We start from the raw sequence: 20,143 nt of genomic DNA, 5'->3' as shown, positions 1-20,143 counted from the left end.
ATACATTATAACAAGCAAACCTAAACCAAAGAACAGAGCCGCCCTGCTATGCAAGGCGGCTTCTGTTTTTTCCACTTATTTGGTTTAGAACTTCAGCGTATAGACAATGTTAGGCAACATGGCCAGCTGATAGGATTTCACAATGTTGCCAGTGCCAGCCACATAGTATTCATTCACCAATGCCTGGTTGTTGGTGACATTGGTAACGTCAATTTTAAACTCGCTGGTCGTCTTCTTTCTGTTCTTTCTGGTGCCAATGGCCAGGTTGACGAAAAATACGTCATCGCCCTTTACTGAAAACGGATTGGCATCATCCCTCACCTCTGTGCCGAGCTCCCTGGAGGCTTCAAGGTCGATGGGGCTATACCTTTGCCCGCCAATAAGCGCCGCTTTGGCGTTGACAAAGAGTACTCTGTTCTTGTCGGTACTCCCTACTTTAAATTCTTTTCCCCCTATCACATTCACGATGTAATTTCCATCAAAAGCGGACGCCCTCTCAACGCCATCTTGCGCTGTGTAAAGTGACTTGTACAGCGATACAGTTGACATGTAATAGAAGCCACGGTTCAGGTATTGCTCCAGCGTAAGCTCTAGGCCATAGTTTCTCCCGGCTCCTTCATTTACCAACGATTCATTAACAAAAGCTCCAGAGCTGTTGATCATGGAGAAGCTGCTTGAAGGATCTTTCTCCACCGGCACATCATATAGCTGTTGGTAATAGGCTTCCAGCTTCAGGTGAGTGCTTTGATTAAGCACCTGATTGAAACCCACCACATAGTGCGCCGCTTTAGTAGTTCTCAGGTGCTTGTTGGGCTGCAAAAGCGAGCCATCTTCCTGCGTCTGTTTGGCCAGGTAAGCAGAAACCGGCTCCAATCGGCTATGAAGGCCAAAGCCTGCAGTAAAAGCCTGCTTGCTGTTGAGGTCGTACTTCAAGCCGACTCTTGGCTCCACAGATTGCGTATTGTTCAAAGCAAACAGGAAGTAATGAACACCACTGGTCATCGTCCAGGCCTCACTGAAGCGTAATTTCCAACTACCAAATGCCTGAAAGGTGCCCGTATTCCCTTTGTCGTCCAGCCACGTATCCATGGTCTTGTTTTCATAATTGTAAAGATCAACTTTGGCATTGTAACCAAGCCTTGAGTAGATAATGCCAGTCTCAAACTTATTTTTTGCATTCAGCTTGTAGTTCAAAGTGCTGGCTACTCTGATGCTATTTTTGTTGAGGTCAATATCTTCCACATCCCTGAAGCCTGTGTCTTCATTCATGTCGTAATTAGATGTTTGGCCCGACAATGACAATGCAATGGAGTTCCTGACAAACACATTGTCGTTGACAAAGTAGGTGTGATTAACACCGGCCACTCCCAGCCGAGCGCCAAAGTCTCCTCTGGAAAGTATGATGTCCTCATCTTCCTCGTCGGTTTCGGTTTGGCTGATATTGCTAATACCTCCCAGGCCAAATAGTGTAACGTACTGCTTCTTCCCTATTGGCAAGGCGATATTGAAAGATCCGTCCTGGTACTTGGGCACGCCGTTGAAGTCAAGAATACCGGCATCTGACAGTAGCTGCAGCGAGGAATAACGATAATTGGCTATGTAGGAACCATTGTAGCCCTGCTTGAAAGGCCCTTCAGCTGTAAAGTCCACGCCGAAGACACCGAGAGAGGTAGTATACTCCCTCTGTTCGTTATTCCCCTTTTTGAATTTGATGTCGAATACCCCAGAAAGCGCATTGCCATATTCAGGCGAAAAGGCTCCGGTGAAAAAATCTGAGTTGTCGAGCATGTTGCTATTCAAAGCATTGACCGGACCGCCGGTAGCCCCTTCGTTGGCAAAGTGATTGGGATTGGGTATTTCCACGCCCTCCAGCTTCCACAAAATTCCTTTGGAAGAATTTCCTCTTACCACAATGTCATTGTTGCCCTGCGCATCGCCGTTCACACCAGCAAAAGCCGATACCATTCTGGCGGGATCATTAATGGCACCTGCGTAACGCTGTGTTTCCTCCACCGAAAATGAGCGGGCACTCACGAGCGCCATCTCATTCAGCACTTCCGATTTGTCCTTTTTGGCAGTGACAACCACTTCATCCAGCTTGTCAATCGACTCAACCAGGTCAATATTGAGAAGTACTTCTTTGGCGGAATTGACCTGGATATTCGGAATAACCCTGTCTTCATAGCCAATGTAAGTCACAAAAAGCGAAGCCCTGCCAACTGGCACATTTGTAATCCTGAAGTTGCCATCCAGGTCGGTCACAGCGCCAAGTATTGGATCGGTGCCAACTATCTGGACGGTGGCGCCAATCAAAGGGCTCTTAGCATCCTGGTCTAGAATCTGTCCTCTGACAGTTTGCGTCATTTGCTGAGAAAATGACAAAGAAGTAGCGAGCAGGAGGAGTGCTCCTGATAATAAAAAATTCTTCATGAGTGTTTTTGTGTGGTTTATTGGAAAAAGGAGGGGGAGGTATTAAAACCTCACCCCAACATGATAGCCTACCCAGGCCTTCACGTTTGTGCCCGAAAAAGTCTGGTCATAAAATCCATTCTCACCGAGGCCGAGGCCAAAGCTGCCATCAGCATTAACTGAACGGGAAGTGGATATATTCAATATCGGGCCAGCGTTCACTGATAAGGTTTTGAATATTTTGTAACCTACGTTGACTGACAGTTTGGTCACCTGATTGAGGTCGTCCTGAAAATCATCCACTCTGTTTACCCCAAAAGAAGCAAGCTCAACGCTTGTTACAAATTTGTCTTTGATTGGTTTAAACTGCGTACCGAAACCTGCACCTACCGCCCATAGGGGATTGTCGCCAGTTTGAATGCCCACCTCAAGTACGCTGTAAAACTTATCAGTTCCAGACCTAAACGCAGCATTGATATCGGTAATGTCGTTGTAGCTCATGGCAACTTCGTGCTTGCCAGTCCTAACAATGTTCAGAAAGCCTATTGTTGCACCCTTTTCAACTGTGTCGGCAATGTTGATGATACCAAATTGGAACCCCCGCAGGGTTTTGGTGTAGTTGGCAAAACCAGATGCCTGCACACCGTTCACTTCTTTTGCATGGTTATAAAACCCGCTGAGCTGAGCGCCTTTCAAGGAATCGTTGGCATAGTTAACAAAACCGGCACCCTGCACACCCTTTACACTTTTTGCATAATTGACAAAGCCTGAGCCCTGTGCACCAACTACATCACCCAATGCAAAGTTTACAAAGCCGGTTCCCTGCACTCCGGTAATATCTCCGTGAGCGTAGTTCACAAAGCCTGAGCCTTGCCCGCCGATCACATCCCCTTGGGCATAATTCACAAAACCTGAACCCTGAACCCCTGTCAAGCCTTTGCTCATATTGACAAAGCCTGCCATTTGGGCCCCTGTCACCTGCTGTTTGACGCCGTTTACAAAACCGGCTCCCTGGAAGCCAGTAACGTTTCCTCCCACAAGGTTTACAAACCCAGATAGCTGTAGGTACTTCACGTCCGACCTGTCGACGTTAACAAATCCACCAAGCTCAACACCGTTGACACCGTAATTGTATCCGGCAAATATGTTCAACGAAACATTGTTGAGTGATTGACCATAGGGTTTGAAGTTGGTGCCTAGCACCGGAATAAACGACACCTGGAGTGCCTGCTCGCTGATAATCTCTTCAGCTGCATCGCCTTTCTGGGATTCATCTGAAGACTCTTGTGCTTTGCCCGCAAAGGTTACTAAACCAAGGAGCATCATCGATAAAAAAAATTTTGAGTTCATGACTTTAATTTTTTAAAGTTCTACTTAATTTCTCTTTCCCCTATGGAAATTAAAGTCGCTACTACCCCCACGGGCAGATGAAAAAAATCAGAAAAATATTTTTAAGAGTACTATTATGTGGCCAAAAAGGCTAAAAAAGGCGCAAAGCGGCAGTATATCCTACCCAAACCTTAGAGTTGGAAGTTGCGCCAGAAGATTTGAAAAGTGGTCGTCCGCCAAATTTTGTGGAAAGATCCAGCGCCTCACTGTCGGAAGAGTAATTAAAGAAATGAACAACAGGGCCAGCATTGATCGAAGCCCATTTCAACAGCCTAAATCCGAAATTGACCTGGAAACGGTAGTCACTCGGGGCGTCTTCAATCCAGGTATCCATTGGTTGCACAGTGTTTGTTGACAGCTCAAAGTCGGTATAGATTTTCTCGGTCCAATCCACCTCTGTTCCTACGCCTATTCCCATTGACCAAATGGTGTTCTCCTGTGGAACAACACCAAACGTTAACAAGGTGTAGAAATGCTTCGTGCCAGACCGGAAGGAAAAATTCAGATCAGTGATGTCGTTGGCGCTCACGTCAAAGGAGTGAAACCCTTCTTTCACAAGGTTCACGACTCCTATCGTAGCTCCTTTCTCAACCCTTTTTGCAATATTTAAAATGCCAATCTGTAGCCCTTTCACTGTTCCAGCCATATTGATAAGACCGGAAGCCTGAACACCATTAACGGCGGTGGCCATATTCAAGAAGCCAGCCCCTTGAATACCCCTCACCCTTCCTGCCATGTTCACAAAGCCTGTTCCCTGAACACCGTTCATGTCGAGCAGCGTAAAGTTAGTGAACCCTGAGAGCTGTGCGCCATTGATGTTGTTGGCCACATTCACAAAGCCGGTACCCTGCAGGCCGGTATACCTCGTGCCAGCGTGATTGACAAATCCTGAAAGCTGCGTTCCGGTGCCTCCACTGGGTGTCAAATTGACGAAGCCAGATAACTGAGCACCATCCACCTGGCCCCCAACAATATTGCCAAAGCCACCTGCTTGAAAGCCCTTCACATCCATCCTGTCAACGTTGAAAAATCCTCCCAGCTCAACACCACTAACCGAATGATTGTAGCCAGCAAACATATTGAGAGAAACGTTGTTGCCAATTTTTCCACCCATGACGCCATTGGTACCTATCACAGGCAAAAACGATACCTGTAACCAACGCTGCTCGACCATGTCGACGTTGCGAATATGCTGCTTGGCTTTTCTGTTGACCAAAAACCTGACAATGTTCAAAGAATCAATGAAACGTCGGAGTGTTCTGTCTCTGGTTTCTTCCGTCGCTTCCAGTGGCTGTAGTTCAATCTTAACCGGCGCTATCTGCTGATTAACAATCCTGATTACCGTGTCTTTATAGTTCTCTTTGCTGATGGCGAAAGCCGTCACGCCGTCCTGAAAAAAGGTGGACAGTTTGTAAGAACCATCCTCACCGGAAAGGGTCGATGATAAGTTATTTACGTCGTAAACACTCGTATTGGCAAGGCTCCTGCCCGTGCGGGCATCTACAACTTCGCCTACAAACTCGATATTGGACTTGTGCGATTGCCTATCTGCCACCGGCTGAATAATAATGTAGCTGCCCCGTACTTTGTAATCAAAGCTCTTTCCAATCGTCTTTTTTAAAACTTCCTCAAGTGATGTCTCCTGAAAGCTGGCAGTAACGTTTTTATTTGGAAGCAGGTCCGGATTATAGGAAAATCTGCAGTCGGCCTGATTCGATATTTCAGTAAGCGCCTGCCCAATCGGAAGATCAGTGAAGTTTAGTGACAGCCGTTGGTCAAGCAGGTTTTGACACCAGGCCCTACCAACAACCGCTACCAAAAAAAATGTTAAAAAAATCAGTTTTCCGGACATCCAGTTCCCTTTAAAAGAATGACATTCCCATTTTTACTAACCTTCAGATCGAGCGTGAGCGCAATCACATCAAGGATATTGTTCAAAGAGTCATTTTCAAAGTTTACGGATAGGCGACAGTTGGCCATTTGCTCATTCTCAAGTTCGATGTCTACGAAATATGCCTCCTCGATAGCATCTATCACGTCAGGGAGAGAGTGGCCAGCAAAGGATAGCCGACGGGTTCTCCAAAACTGATCAACTCCGGTGGAAGTAGACCCTCCGGTGGAGGCCAAAAGTCCCGACTTGGCTGTGTACGTAGCTTTCTCCCCTGGGGTTAGAATAACTTCCTGCGTACCTACAGAAAAAGAAACTCTTCCAGTGGCCACAAAGACAGAAACCGTGTCTTCCATTGCCGAGCTCTTGACGTTAAATGACGTACCCAGTACCTTGATAGTAGCAGGCCCGGCATGAATGACAAAAGGTCTCTCAGGGTCGGGTTCCACTTCAAAAAAAGCTTCTCCTTTCAGGCTCATCTCCCGACTATTGGCTGCAAATTCTTCGGGGTACTGAATGATACTTTCTTCATTCAGCGTAATGTGGGAGCCATCCTGAAGGTTGACGTTTATTATCTCCGACGCTGAAGCTACTTCCATCATCTGAACGTCAGTAAAATAAATACGCAAGAAGTAAGTAATCCCGCCCAAAAGAACCAGAGAAGCTGCGATTCGCATGATCCAGGGATTTCGGCCTTCCGATTTCTTCTGTTTGCCGACAGCGTTATTCTTTGCCGTCTTCACATTGACCCAGGCAGTGTCTACATCAAACGGGGCAGACGCTGGCGCTTCGTCGAGCATCACTGCGCCCAGGTCTTCCCACAGCATTTTCTGCTGAACAAAAGCCTCTTCATTTGCGCCAGACTCAGCAACCCACATCATCACAGCTGCTGATTCTTCATCAGACGTTTCGCCAGCAAAATACTTTGCCAGCAACTCGTTAGTGATCATATGTGGACTCTGCTTACTCATCTCTTCATTTGTTCGACAACAAGATTACCATTTACCCCCATGTAAAAACAGAAACAATAATACCGCAGGCAGATACTCCCCTAATTCTTCACGCATAATCTTCAGCGCCTTCCCCATTTGATTTTCGACAGTCTTCAACGATAAGTTTAACTCATCAGCAATTTCCTTATATCGTTTTCCCTCAAACCGGTTGAGCTCAAATATCTCCCGGCACTTTTCCGGAATTTTGTCCATGGCAATGGCAATCTTTTCTTTGAGCTCCTCTAGTTCCAGAAAGTCGGTGGACTCTCCAACAGGTGCCACGTACCTTGTTCTGTCGGCATACTTCTGCTCTACCTTTTGGTGCTTGATATAATTGAGGCAGGCATTCCTGACGGCCCCAAAAAGGTAGGACTTTATCGACGTTTTGATTTTCAACAGATCTGTTTTGATCCACATATCGCTGAAAAGCTCCTGCACAATTTCCTCCGCTATTTCCGTGTCTTTGACATATTTGAGGGCAAAGGAAGCCAGCCCTGAATAATATTCACGGAAAATCCCTTCAAAGACTTTTTCGTCAGCGATGTTGACAATATGGACGCTATGTGCTACCTGCTCTGACAGTTCGTATAGTATTTCCTGCAATAATAATGAGTTTGGATCAAAACAGACGGCAACCATGGTTAAGAAACAACAAGTAGCCACCGCCAAAAAAAGAAAAGCCGGGAGTTCCCCGGCTTTATGGTGTTTAAGTGCCTCAAAGGCTATTCTTCGTGCAAAACATCTACCGGATTACTGAAAGCCGTTTTTACTGACTGATAACTTACCGTAAGGACGGCCAAAACCAGGGCGCTCAAACCGGCATAAATAAATACCTGCCAGTTGATGTTTGTTCTGTACTGATAGTTTTGCAGCCACATGTTAGCCGCCCACCAGCCTAGTGGCACTGAAATAGCGAAGGCAATGATCACAAGCCGGGCGAAATCCTTACCCATTAATACCACCAGCTGGCTGACCGAGGCTCCCAGTACCTTGCGAATGCCAATCTCTTTGTTGCGTACCTCTGCCATATAGGAAGCCAGACCTAATAAGCCCATACATGCAATAAGGATGGCCAGGCCAGTAAATACCGAAAACAGTTGACCCAGGCGTTGTTCAAATTCGAATGCGCTGAAAAACATGGTATCAGTAAACTGATAGCTAAATGGCAAGCCGGGCGCAAATTCGTCCCACTGCAATGTTAAAAAGCTTAGAAAATCTTTTACGTCAGCGGCCTGATTGTTTTCTGGCTTCAACCTTACGGACAGAAAGTGCGTTTCCTGATGTGTAATAGGTGCGCCATAAGGGAACACCGCCAATGGCTGGATCGGGCTGTCGAGCGTCCAATAGTTAAAATCTCTGATCACACCGATAACGTTGAAACGGGTACCCCAGTAAACCAGCTTTTTGCCTATCACAGTCTCGTCGTTGTTCCAGCCAAGGGCCTTTACAGCATTTTCGTTCAACACCACGCTCGTACGATCAGCCTGAAATCCTTCTTCAAAAATCCGCCCGTATAGTACATCAACACCAAGTGTTTGCAAGTAATTATTACTCACATTCATATAGTTGATGGGCTGCTCATTCTCAGGATCTTCCTCGGTAGTGAAGCTGTCACCATCCCAAATATTAGGTGGAACCGACGTAGACATGCCCACCGAAGCAACCGAAGGATTGTTGCTAAGTACTTCTCTGAACGACACCCTCTTTACCGAGTCCATTCTTTGCACCTGCGGCACAATGATCAGGTTGTTCTTATCAAAACCAATGTCTCTGTTTTGCAAATAAGTAATCTGGTCGTAAACGATAAAAGACAGCACTACCAGTGTAATGGAAATGGCAAATTGAAATACCACCAAGCCTCCACGAAGAAGTTGGCCACTCTTGCCCACCTTGTTTTGCTTTCTAAGTGCCTGAATAGGGCTGAAGCGAGCCATATAAAACGCTGGGTAAGCGCCGGCAAGAAGAGCGGTGGAAACAATAATTATGAGAAGGAAGATGATTTTCATCCCGCTATCAAAAAGACCAAAGGTAGACAGCTGTATTCCCGCCAGACTGTTGAAGTAAGGAAGGCTAAGCTCAACAAGACCTATTGCGAGAGCGGACGAAAATATTACCAGGATAAAAGACTCGGCCAGGAACTGGAAAAGCAGATGCTCCTTCAATGCACCCATCATTTTTCGCACACCAACTTCTTTTGATCTGCTGACTGATCTTGCGGTGGCCATGTTCATGTAGTTAACACTGGCCAGCACAAGCACCATAATGGCTATTGCTGACAGCACATACACATAGAGGATATTACTTGTTGGCCCAAGCCTGTTGGGGGAACTTACCGAGTGTAGCCATATATCAGACAAAGGCACAAGGTACAAATGCCAGGGCTTGCCACCTGAGGTGACGGTTTCATACTCCTGGCCTGCTCTTTTGCTTGGCAGGTCAAAAATAGCCTCTCCTACAGATTTCGAATTTGCTCCCTCTTTCAGCAAGGCATAGGTGACAAAACCAGACCAAAACCAGGTCGTCTTTCGGGCAGCCACCTCGGGGAATGATGACATAGAAGCGAGGATATTAAAGCTGAAATGGCTATTCGGTGGCACGTCTTCCATTACTCCGGTGACTTTGTAAAGCCCATCCGTTCTTCCATCTGTCATTTTCAGCACTTGACCCAGAGCGTCAACTTTGCCAAAATACTTTAACGCCGAAGATCGGGTGATGACCACCGAAAATGGTTCATTAAGAGCAGTTTCGGCATCGCCATCGATCATTTGAAAAGTGAATAGCTGTAAGAAGGTGGAGTCCACTGCGCCCACGCCGTTGTCTTCATACGCAACTACGTTTTGCTGAGAAGGCACACTTACGACTCTGTCACCCACCGTATACACCCTCGCCGTCTGCTCCACGCCGGGGATATCGGTGCGGATGGCATCGGAAACGCCGGGCCCCGTAGAGCCAAATGTCGGATATGCATCGCCCCAGATAAATGTTTGATCGATCCTATAAAGTCGATCCCCCTTTTCATGGAATCCATCGTAGCTGAACTGGTAGTCGATGTAAAGAGAAATAACCATAAAAACAGCCAGCCCTATACCCAACCCAAACACATTGAGAATGGAGTAAAAGCGCTGCTTGAGCAGGTTCCTGATGGCGACGGTTAGAATGTTCTTTAGCATATCCTTTAATTTTTGTCTACCCAGGCAAGACAACCATTGTACCAAACTATAATCTACTGTTTTTCAGCTAATTAAGGAAAAATGACTCGCTTTCTGAATTCCAGTATCAAACAGAGGTGTCTGATATCGGACGGTGTAAAAAGAAAATCCCACCGAGGGGCGGGATCTTCCAGCATTAGTAACCTATGGCTTTTCAGCTCGGGTAAAGCTCTTTTTGTACGTCATCCTCTTTCTAAAAGACGAATATTTCTTCAATGAACCCAAGCTTGCATAGTTACTTTTCAAATACTCTTCCTGGTCTCTTCCGGAGTATTGCATTCATTTACGAAGTATGAAATAATATTGGATTTAGCTGTGCCCGAAATTTAGGTGGTTATTTGCCCGAGCACCACCATGTTCTCCAGGGTTGGTGACTCCAGCCCTCCTTTGGGCTCAAGGGTGATAGCGAAGGCCACAGCCCCCTTAATGTTCTTCATCTTCACAAGACTGTTGGGGTTAGCAAAATCAATCACTCCCATGTCAACTGGCTTGCCCTCCACAATGGCCCAAAGCTGATAATCCTGCTGGTCACCCGGTGTGCCTAAGTTGCCAAGGTCGAGGTAGACCTCTTCGGAGGTGGTATTCCAGTAAACAAACAATTGAAGGTTGGAGCCTTCTTTTGTGGCGTTCAGTTGAATTCTCTTGGTATTTTCGTCTGTGGCAAGGGCCAGCATTTGCTCGTTTTGGTCATGCGAATTCTTCACCTGGTTAAGTTCCTGCGCCATCATGCTGTTCTGGGAAACGAGCGCTTCGTATTCTCCACTTACGCTATTGTACTTTTGGAAATAGAATAGCGCTGCGATAAATGAAAGCAGGGCAACGGTTACAGAAGCAGCCATCATCCAGTTATTCTTCGTCTCGCTGGCTGGTTGGAGATGTATCTGCTTACCTTTCCCTACCAGGGTAGACTCGGGAAGAGCGTCAAAAAGTTTCTGCTTAACCGGCACAGGTGGTGCAATTCCCAGCTCCTGATCCATCAACTCCATTGCATGCTCAACAGCCTCAAGTTCAGCCTTCACCTCAGGGTGCTCAGCGCACATACGCTCCACCTCAGCTTGCTCAGCTGCTGAGAGCGTGCCCAGAACGTAAAGTTCCAGTATACCTGATTCGATGAATTCTTTACTTGTCAACGTTCAATAGTTTTCTTAGCAATATCACTCCAGCCCTTAACCTGGTTTTCACCGTGCCAAGAGGAATATTGAATTTCTCTTCAATTTCCGATTGAGTGTATCCCTGAAAGTACATCAAGTCCACAATCTCTGCCTGATCCGGTTTTAGCTTGCTGAGCAATTCCCTCACTCCAATCCCGTCCACCTTCATTTCTTCCATTGGCAAGGCTGCCTCTGCATATACGAAGGACTCCACCGAATCAGTTTTACCCGATTGAGAAAATTCTTTTGACCGGGTTTTATCAATGGCCAGGTTTCGGGCAATATTCACCATCCAGGTATACAGCTTTCCTTTAGAGGAATCGTATTTTTCTGAGCGCTCCCAATACCGCAAAAAGGCATCGTTAAGCACCTCGGAGGCTACTTCTTCACTTCGGACAATTCGAAAAACGACACCATAAATAGCCTTTGAGTACCTGTCGTACAGGTACTCAAAAGCCAGCTTGTCCTTTTCCTGAACACGGCGAACTAACTCTTCTTCCGGGATGATATAGACGGTTCTTCCGCTCAACTACCGCTTTTTACAAATGAATTACCTCGTCGTAAGCCGCTGCTGCTGCTTCCATCACCGCTTCAGACATAGTCGGGTGAGGGTGTACCGATTTGATAATTTCATGGCCTGTGGTTTCAAGCTTTCTCGCTGTAACAATTTCAGCGATCATTTCCGTCACGTTAGCACCGATCATATGTGCACCAAGCAGCTCGCCGTATTTGGCATCAAAAATTAGTTTCACAAATCCGTCGGCGGCTCCGGCGGCTTTGGCTTTGCCTGAGGCTGAGAACGGAAACTTGCCAACTTTAAGCTCATACCCGGCTTCTTTGGCAGCCTTTTCGGTGTAGCCTACAGAAGCCACTTCTGGCGAGCAGTAGGTACAACCAGGGATATTGTTGTAATCCAGCGGTTCAGGGTGATGCCCTGCAATTTTCTCTACGCAGATAATACCCTCGGCAGAAGCAACGTGCGCCAGCGCCTGGCCCTTCACAATATCGCCGATGGCATAAATGCCTGGTATATTCGTTTTGTAGTAATCATCTACCAGCACTTTACCCCTGTCGGTAGCAACGCCCACATCCTCCAGACCTATTCCTTCAAGATTGGTAGAAATACCTACGGCAGACAGTACCACATCACACTCAAGGTTTTCTTCACCTTTTTGCGTTTTCACAGTCACTTTGCATTTCTTGCCTTTGGTGTCGACCTTGGTTACTTCCGAGTTGGTCATGATGGTCATGCCGGCTTTCTTAAAGATTCTTTCCAGCTGCTTAGAAACTTCTTCATCTTCCAGTGGCACAATATTGGGGAGAAACTCTACGACGGTGACGTCCACCCCAATTGACTTGTAGAAGTACGCAAATTCTACGCCGATGGCTCCTGAGCCCACCACCACCATGCTCTGTGGTTTTTTGTCGAGCGTCATGGCCTTTCTGTAGCCGATAATTTTTTCATTATCGATGGGCAATGCTGGCAATTCACGTGAACGGCCTCCGGTTGCCACTATGATATGATCAGCCTGGTAGTCAGTCTTCTTACCGTCTTTGGCAGTTACTTCAACTGTCTTGTTCTTCTTTAGCTTCCCGAACCCTTCGATGTGATCGATTTTATTCTTTTTGAAAAGGAACTGGATGCCTTTGCTCATGCCGTTGGCTACATCCCGGCTTCTCTTCACCATGCCGTCAAAATCGGCCTCGGCTCCTTTTACTGAGATGCCGTAGTCTTTGGCATGATTAATATATTCAAATACTTGGGCACTTTTGAGTAAGGCTTTGGTGGGAATACAGCCCCAGTTAAGGCAAATTCCGCCTAGCTCGTCACGCTCTACCACACCTACTTTCATTCCCAGTTGAGAAGCCCTGATAGCGGCCACATAGCCTCCGGGTCCACTCCCAATAACAATCAAATCGTATTTCGTAGCCATTTGAATATGTTTATGTCAATTTAAAATATAGTCTGGCGGCAAATTTAAACCGTTTGGTTGTAGAAAAAAATCTTTCATAGAACCATACAAAAGTTATTACCAGACGGCGAAATTGGATTCTCACAATTGGATTCATTCCACCTTTTGGCATTATTTCCAGTCCGGAGAAGTCCGTACAAAAGAATGATAGCTACCGGGAGGATAAGCCATTTTTTCCTCTTTATCTGCATTCTCTCAACTGCTTGGAACACAACAACTGAGTACACAGGAAAAATTCCGGCAAGGAACCTTTCTACGTCACTAGCAACTGGTTTGCCCAGAATTACAAAGCCAAGAACGTAAACAAAAGGAATGGTTGATAATTGCCTGAGAAATGTTAACCTTGGTGAAATGGGCTCGCTGGAAAAGAATATGCTAATGACGAATAACAGGCCGAAAAGCCCTGGTACAACTAACACATATTGGCTTAATGTACCTGGCAAAAACCACACACCAACAGCTCTTGAATATTCGAGAATGTTACCAGGAATGTTTTGAAAATATCCAGCAGCTAGAAAGTCACCTCCCTCTCTGATAAAACCATAGATGTTCCAAATGAAGAAGCCGACCAGGGAAATCAGCAAAGCACCAACAACCTTTATTCGATCCACAAAAGAATTCTCCTCCAAAAAGAGTCCCAGAAAAATGCCTGAAACTATGAATATCCCGGCATTTCGCTGGGCACAAAGAAGGAGCGATAACCCAATAAGGGCGTAAAAAAAGCTTCTCCTTTTGGTCTGACGGTAGAAATACAACGTAACAATGGTCAACTGAATCAGCAGCAAAAAAAGTGGCTCACTCCACAAAAAGGAGTGCACCAGAAGCAACGGGGTCGACAGAAAAATGTAAAAACAGGCAAGAACCTTGTAGCCAATACTGTCAAGTGCTACATCAATCAGTTTCCAGGTCAAAATGAGTGTGACCGCATAACAAGCAATATTAAAAACCTTGCTGAAGAACAGGTTCCCATTCCAAAGAGAAAGAATTGCTGGAAACAAAGGTGGCTGTGCAACATACTTAGCGCCAAGCTGCGTTTCCATTGGACGCCCCTCTCCAATCGCCCTCGCCGCCGATAAATAGTTATGTGAATCGTAAGTAAGACCAAGCCCGCACCAAACAGCGTAAACGAGGGTGCAGCATGCCAATATACCAACCAAAAATGGAATGATCCATGTGTATTTATTATCAATTTGGTCTAGATACTTAGTCAACTTTTTATTTCTTTGATGCATTATCCAGAAATATACAGACAATGAAACTATTGGAAGGAAAAGTCGCCCTTATTACCGGCGCTTCAAAAGGTATTGGTAAATCTATTGCACTGGCATTTGCTGAGCAAGGTGCTACTGTAGCTTTTACTTATCTGTCAAGTGTAGAAAAAGGCCAGGCGCTCGAAAAAGAGCTGTCGGCAAAAGGTGTAACGGCCAAAGGTTACAGATCGGATGCCAGCAATTTTCAGGCTGCCGAAGAGCTTATCAATGCAGTAGTAGCTGATTTTGGAAGACTCGACGTGCTGGTAAACAACGCCGGCATCACGTCTGATACACTGTTGATGAGAATGAGTGAGGAGCAGTGGGATAAGGTGATTCAGGTGAACCTGAAGTCTTGTTTCAATACTGTGAAAGCTGCCACCAAGCCTTTTCTGAAGCAAAAGAGCGGTAGCATCATCAACATGACTTCCGTAGTTGGTCTTAAGGGAAATGCTGGCCAGGCTAACTATGCGGCATCAAAAGCTGGTATCATTGGCTTCACCAAGTCAGTAGCCCTGGAGTTTGGCTCCCGCAATATCAGATCCAATGCCATAGCTCCAGGTTTTATAGAAACTGAAATGACTGACGTACTGGACGAAAAAATAGTTCAGTCGTGGAGGGATGCGATTCCTTTGAAAAGAGGCGGTCAACCTGAAGATGTGGCCAATGCCTGCATCTTTCTTGCGTCCGACATGTCAACCTACATCACAGGCCAGGTGATCCAGGTAGATGGTGGTCTGCTGACCTAAAACCTTTGAATCGGTAATCAGCTTTGAAGCTCCGCCGGTCATTCATCGCCGATTACCGGTTAACATAACCCAGCGTGCCGCTCACCAAATTTACAGTAACTTCCAACACCCTTTTGCGGTGCACTTCGTTATCATTGATGTGTCTTAAAGAGCCAAATGACAGAAAACAATAATTTACTGTTCGAACATTCTCCCTGGTGGATTTTGGCGTGCTGTGCTTTGGGTTTGCTATATGCTTTTTTGCTGTACCAGAAAAAATCAACCTGGTCAACACTGACAAACCGCATCCTCTTCAGCATTCGTTTTCTGCTGGTAAGCTTCCTGGCCATTCTGTTGCTCAGCCCTTTTCTCAGGCTCGTACTTAATCAGGTAGAAGAACCCATTTTCGTCCTTGCACTCGATAATTCCACTTCGGTTGCCAGCGGTTTAGACTCTACTCAGCTTTTGGCCGTTTCCAGACAAATGGATCAGCTGACTGCCGCACTGGCTGCTAAAGACGTTACGGTAGAGAGAAGGAACCTCAACAACGAAGACCTTTCAAAGTTTGTAGGCACACCTTTTGACCAGAAAACAACCGACCTTTCAACGCTCCTCAGAGAGTGGCAAACCGAATTCGAAGGGAGAGCCTTTACAGGTGCGCTTATCGTATCTGATGGCATCTACAATAAGGGCATGGCTCCCCAGTATCTCAACTTTACTGGCAAAGTTTACACCCTTGGCGTTGGAGACACAATTCCTGTAAAGGATCTCATTTTGAACAATGTTCAGTTCAACAAAATCGCTTATCAGGGAAATCTTTTCCCGGTGCGGGCAGAGGTAATTAATCAAGGCATTGAAGCAGCAGAGTTAGAAGTCTCCGTTTTAAAAGACGGGAAAATAATCAGCACGCAAAGAATTAAAGGCGGCGGTGGTGAGCTTCTCAACGCCGACTTTCAGGTGCCCGCCGAGCAGAAAGGCCTTCAGCACTACGTGGTGCAGGTATCAAACCACCCAGAGGAGACAATACTTTCCAACAACCAGCAAGACATATACATCGACATTGTAGAAGGGAAAGAAAAAATCCTCATCGCTTCCGGCGCTCCCCACCCCGACATCAAGGCCCTTAAGGCTGCGATATCGAAAAATGAGAACTACGAAGTAAAAACCTATGTGCCGATGGTAGACAAAGAGCTGCCTACCGATGTATTTGACCTCGTTATCCTCATCTCCCCTTTCGAAAGACAGCGAAGACTAGCTGCTTTGTTAGAGAGAGTGAAAAATGAAAACATGAGTGCCTGGTATGTGCTGGGCAGCACTACTTTGTGGGCAGAAGCCAACAATCAAAATACCCTCTTCAAGGTGGAGAGAACGAGAAATGAATCAGACCAGGTCAGGCCAGCATACAATGATGCCTTTCAGCTTTTCACGTTCGAAAGTGAGTGGAAAGGGATAGTCAATTCTTACTACACCCCAGTCACGGTTCCATACGGTGACTATCAAATAAGTGGTGGCGTTGCCGTGGCTTTGTTTCAGAAAGTAGGCGCTATTACTACTCCCCGGCCAATGTGGTTTTTCTCACAAAACCAGCTACCCAAGCAAGCGGTGACTTTAGGTGAAGGCCTTTGGCAATGGCGCATGCAGGAGTACTCGAGAACAGACAATTATGTAGCATTTGACAATCTCGTGCTGAAAACGGTACAATACCTGAGCTCTAAAGAAGACAAAAGAAAGTTTCGGGTGTACACGACAAAAACTGAATTTTTCGACAACGAGCAGATCATTTTTCAAACTGAAACCTATAACGACGTTTTCGAGCCCATATACGGCACAGAGGTGGAGCTAAAGCTCACCTATGCCGATGGAAGCGTAACCAACTACAACTATACTACTGCCCCGGGAAACACCCGGTTCCGACTCAATGGATTGAAAGACGGTATTTATGAGTTTGAAGCCAGTGCCATGGTAAACGGAAACAGGGAGCTCGCTTCGGGTCAGTTTACTATAAGAAAACTCGACCTGGAAAACCTGCAGCTAACAGCCAATTTTAATGTTTTGAGAGAGTTGTCAGCAAGCACAGGCGGTAAGTTTTATGCAGCTAATCAGGCTGACGCCATGATTGCCGACCTGACCGCACTGCAACCAAAAGGCAGGATTTACAGCTCAGAAAACTACCTTCCGATTATTCATCTGTGGTGGATCTTCACTATCCTCCTGGTGCTGCTGTCAGCAGAGTGGTTTACCAGAAAATATTCGGGTAGCTATTGAAACTAAGTCCTCATCACTTGATTAAACCGGAATTAATTCCATAAAGACTACAAAAGTTTGGTTTGGGTCGGTAGCGTAAATAACCCTTCCAACTAAGCTGCAAGCCACTGCCCAGGGCTGTCTTCATAAACTTTTGTAGTCTGATAGTAGCGGAAATGGCTGACCAGAAAATATTCAGGCCGCCATTAAAAAGAAAAGCCAGAAGTGAGACCTCTGGCTTAGCTAATTCTATTTGAGTATTTACTTCAGTTACTCTTTCTTTTCTTTCTTCACTTTCTTCTTTTTCAGCGAAATAACCAACTGCTCGGCGTCGGTCACATGATCGGCCAGGATAATGTCCCCCTCCTCAATTTCACCTCTGAGAATTTCTTCGGCCACCGGATCTTCCAGGTATTTCTGAATGGCTCGGTTCAGCGGCCTTGCACCATATTGCGGATCATAGCCTTTGTCTGACAAGAAATCCTTTGCCTTTTCCGTCAGCTCCACCTGATAACCAAGGTCTGTAATTCTCTTGAACAGCTTACCAAGTGTGATGTCAATGATCTTATGAATATGCTCCCTTTCAAGGCTATTGAAGATAATGATATCGTCTAACCTGTTAAGGAATTCAGGGCTGAACGTTTTCTTCAAAGCATTCTGGATGGTCGACTTCATCACCTCATCCATGCTGTTTTGTCTCGACTGAGTGGCAAAACCAATGCCCGCTCCGAAATCCTTCAAGTCACGCACACCAATATTGGAGGTCATGATAATAATTGTATTTCTGAAATCGACTCTTCTACCAAGTCCATCAGTAAGAATACCGTCATCGAGCACTTGCAACAGGATGTTAAACACATCTGGGTGTGCTTTTTCAATCTCGTCGAGTAGCACCACTGCATACGGCTTGCGGCGAACCTTTTCAGTCAGCTGGCCACCTTCTTCATATCCAACGTATCCCGGAGGCGCTCCCACAAGTCTCGATACAGAGAATTTCTCCATGTATTCACTCATGTCGATGCGCACCAAAGAATCGTCTTTGTCGAATAGGTAAGTGGAAAGCACTTTCGCCAATTCCGTTTTTCCAACACCGGTAGGGCCAAGAAAAACAAAAGAACCGATTGGCTTCTTAGGATCCTTCAACCCAACCCTTGTACGCTGAATAGATCTTACGAGCTTCTTGATAGCCTCTTCCTGACCAATTACTTTGCCGGCCAGCTCTTCACCCATTTTCAGCAGTTTGTTGCCTTCTTTCTGAGCTACTCTGCTGGCAGGAATGCCGGTCATCATGGCAATTACTTCGGCCACGCTTTCCTCGTCAACCGCATAGCGCTTCGACTTAGTCTCTTCTTCCCAGCGAGTCTTGGCATTTTCCAGCTCCTCTATCAGTTTCTTCTCCTTGTCTCTCAGCTGAGCCGCCTCCTCGTACTTCTGGCTTTTTACCACCCTGTTCTTCTCCTTCTTCACATCTTCAATACGCTCTTCCAGCTGCACGATGTCTTCAGGAACATGGATATTGTTAATGTGAACACGGGCACCAGCCTCATCCATCACGTCGATGGCCTTGTCGGGCAGGAACCTGTCGCTGATATACCTGTCAGACAACATCACACAAGAAGCAATTGCTTCAGGTGTATAATTCACATGGTGGTGCGACTCGTACTTGTCTTTGATGTTGTTCAGTATCTGCATGGTTTCTTCCACCGTAGTGGCATCCACCATCACAACCTGAAAACGACGAGCAAGTGCACCATCCTTCTCAATATACTGACGGTACTCATCAAGTGTTGTGGCTCCGATACACTGTATTTCGCCCCTGGCCAAAGCCGGTTTGAACATGTTGGAAGCATCAAGTGACCCTGATGCACCCCCTGCACCTACTATGGTATGCAGCTCATCTATGAAAAGAATTACGTCAGGTGATTTCTCTATCTCATTCATCACCGCCTTCATTCGCTCTTCGAACTGCCCACGGTATTTCGTGCCAGCCACCAGTGAAGCAAGGTCAAGCGTCACTACTCTTTTATTAAAGAGCACCCTAGACACTTTCTTCTGAACGATTCTCAGCGCAAGGCCTTCAGCAATGGCTGTTTTACCAACGCCAGGCTCACCAATGAGAATGGGGTTGTTCTTTTTACGGCGGCTAAGGATTTGTGCCACCCTTTCAATTTCTTTCTCACGACCTACAATTGGGTCGAGCTTGTCATCCTCGGCCATCTTGGTCAGGTCTCTGCCAAAATTGTCGAGTACAGGCGTTCTGGATTTCTCCCCGCCTTTTGCCGCACCAGCTTCTCCTCTTCCGGCAGACCCACTTCCGCTGCTGCCAAATATTCTTGAAGAGGAATCGTCATCAGTATCATCAGTGTCTGACGATGCCAACGGATTTTCTGTTTGATATTCCAATAGCTCTTTCACGACTTCGTATGTTACGTCAAATTTCTCAAGAATTTGAGTCGCTATATTGTCTTCATCTCTCAAGATGGAAAGCAATAAGTGCTCAGTGCCGATCAACTGGCTCTTAAATATTTTGGCTTCCAAATAGGTGATTTTAAGCACTTTCTCTGACTGCCTGGTCAGGGGTATATTGGCGAGGTTTTTTACGTTGCTGGTGGCAGTGCCCTTGGTTGCCTGCTCCAGAGCAGTGCGAAGCTCCTCCAAAGAAACGCCAAGCTTCTTCAGCAAGCCTACAGCTACACCTTCGCCTTCCCTAATCATTCCCAACAACAAATGTTCAGTGCCTATATAGTCATGCCCGAGACGGAGCGCCTCTTCCCGGCTTAGAGAAATTACCTCCTTGACTCTATTAGAAAATTTTGCTTCCATAAAATGGTATATCCTGTATTAGAGTAAAAATAATTTTTTAGTAGCGCAATTACTACTAATTGATGGCCGATTTGAATCTATTTAACA

Annotated in this window: 13 protein-coding genes; 2 read left to right on the top strand and 11 right to left on the bottom strand. The window is 46.1% G+C overall.

Features of this window, described 5'->3' with window-relative positions:
- Positions 1-84 precede the first annotated feature (84 nt).
- The 10 genes from RIG68_RS02095 to RIG68_RS02050 form a co-directional block, all read right to left on the bottom strand.
- On the bottom strand, positions 85-2,430 hold the full coding sequence (locus RIG68_RS02095) for a TonB-dependent receptor (RefSeq protein WP_350118161.1): 2,346 nt from the start codon (positions 2,428-2,430) through the stop codon (positions 85-87).
- A gap of 42 nt (positions 2,431-2,472) precedes the next feature.
- Positions 2,473-3,759 carry a hypothetical protein gene (locus tag RIG68_RS02090; RefSeq protein ID WP_350118159.1) on the bottom strand — a complete coding sequence of 429 codons (1,287 nt, stop codon included), beginning with the start codon at positions 3,757-3,759 and terminating at the stop codon, positions 2,473-2,475.
- A gap of 130 nt (positions 3,760-3,889) precedes the next feature.
- Positions 3,890-5,650, bottom strand: coding sequence for a DUF4974 domain-containing protein (locus tag RIG68_RS02085; RefSeq protein WP_350118157.1), 1,761 nt, complete (start codon positions 5,648-5,650; stop codon positions 3,890-3,892).
- A complete protein-coding gene (locus RIG68_RS02080; protein WP_350118155.1) occupies positions 5,635-6,657 on the bottom strand; it encodes a FecR family protein in 1,023 nt (340 codons plus the stop codon). The genes RIG68_RS02085 and RIG68_RS02080 overlap by 16 nt, the downstream gene beginning before the upstream one ends.
- Before the next feature lie 24 nt (positions 6,658-6,681).
- Complete coding sequence (locus tag RIG68_RS02075) at positions 6,682-7,281, bottom strand: RNA polymerase sigma-70 factor (protein ID WP_350118153.1); 600 nt, start codon at positions 7,279-7,281, stop codon at positions 6,682-6,684.
- 119 nt (positions 7,282-7,400) lie between these two features.
- Positions 7,401-9,848, bottom strand: coding sequence for an ABC transporter permease (locus tag RIG68_RS02070; RefSeq protein ID WP_350118151.1), 2,448 nt, complete (start codon positions 9,846-9,848; stop codon positions 7,401-7,403).
- Positions 9,849-10,213: 365 nt separating this feature from the next.
- Positions 10,214-11,017, bottom strand: coding sequence for an anti-sigma factor (locus tag RIG68_RS02065; protein ID WP_350118149.1), 804 nt, complete (start codon positions 11,015-11,017; stop codon positions 10,214-10,216).
- The gene (locus tag RIG68_RS02060; RefSeq protein WP_350118147.1) at positions 11,007-11,567 is read right to left on the bottom strand and encodes an RNA polymerase sigma factor; all 561 of its coding nucleotides are present in this window, start codon (positions 11,565-11,567) and stop codon (positions 11,007-11,009) included. Before RIG68_RS02060 ends, RIG68_RS02065 begins: the two co-directional genes overlap by 11 nt.
- 10 nt (positions 11,568-11,577) lie before the next feature.
- Positions 11,578-12,972 (bottom strand): dihydrolipoyl dehydrogenase, encoded by a 1,395-nt coding sequence (gene lpdA / locus RIG68_RS02055; RefSeq protein ID WP_151996322.1) that lies wholly within the window; start codon positions 12,970-12,972, stop codon positions 11,578-11,580.
- Between the two features lie 74 nt (positions 12,973-13,046).
- Positions 13,047-14,222 carry a hypothetical protein gene (locus RIG68_RS02050; RefSeq protein ID WP_350118145.1) on the bottom strand — a complete coding sequence of 392 codons (1,176 nt, stop codon included), beginning with the start codon at positions 14,220-14,222 and terminating at the stop codon, positions 13,047-13,049.
- Between the two features lie 41 nt (positions 14,223-14,263).
- On the opposite strand from RIG68_RS02050, the gene fabG reads away from it, so the two are divergent.
- Positions 14,264-15,010, top strand: coding sequence for a 3-oxoacyl-[acyl-carrier-protein] reductase (gene fabG, locus RIG68_RS02045; protein WP_350118143.1), 747 nt, complete (start codon positions 14,264-14,266; stop codon positions 15,008-15,010).
- A 156-nt stretch (positions 15,011-15,166) separates the two neighbouring features.
- On the top strand, positions 15,167-17,254 hold the full coding sequence (locus RIG68_RS02040) for a hypothetical protein (protein WP_350118141.1): 2,088 nt from the start codon (positions 15,167-15,169) through the stop codon (positions 17,252-17,254).
- A gap of 249 nt (positions 17,255-17,503) precedes the next feature.
- Here RIG68_RS02040 and RIG68_RS02035 read toward each other — a convergent pair whose 3' ends face one another.
- Positions 17,504-20,056, bottom strand: coding sequence for an ATP-dependent Clp protease ATP-binding subunit (locus RIG68_RS02035; protein ID WP_350118139.1), 2,553 nt, complete (start codon positions 20,054-20,056; stop codon positions 17,504-17,506).
- Between the last annotated feature and the right edge of the window lie 87 nt (positions 20,057-20,143).

The organism is Imperialibacter sp. (genome assembly GCF_040222385.1).
Classification (GTDB): Bacteria; Bacteroidota; Bacteroidia; order Cytophagales; family Cyclobacteriaceae; genus Imperialibacter.
This window is presented reverse-complemented; position numbering and strand designations above follow the sequence as displayed.